This window comes from Pseudomonas persica (assembly GCF_900291015.1).
Taxonomy (GTDB): Bacteria; Pseudomonadota; Gammaproteobacteria; order Pseudomonadales; family Pseudomonadaceae; genus Aquipseudomonas.
Window position 1 is genome coordinate 1 of the sequence record NZ_OLKL01000102.1, and the last position, 280, is coordinate 280.

Genomic DNA, 280 nt, shown 5'->3' on the forward strand with positions numbered 1-280 from the left:
CTGGCGATCAGCTGTTCCTCAACATGGCCACGGGTGGCTTTGGCAGCCAGGTCACTGCCAATACCTCCGAAGACCTCAAGAAAGTGCTGGGCGCTGCGGCTTACCTGTTCACCGGGTTGTCCCGCTTCAGTGAGCTACAGGCGGCTTCGGTGGAGCTACAGGGGCCGGGCTTCCATTGGCAAGGGGATTTGCTGGCGCTGGGTATCGGCAATGGCCGACAGGCTGGGGGAGGGCAGGTGCTGTGCCCCGAAGCCATGGTCAACGACGGTTTGCTTGACGT

The 280-nt window shown here is 62.1% G+C and carries 1 pseudogene; it reads left to right on the forward strand.

Annotated elements, in window-relative coordinates:
* A pseudogene (locus tag FQ664_RS25865) lies at positions 1-280 on the forward strand (lipid kinase YegS); the annotation flags it as partial.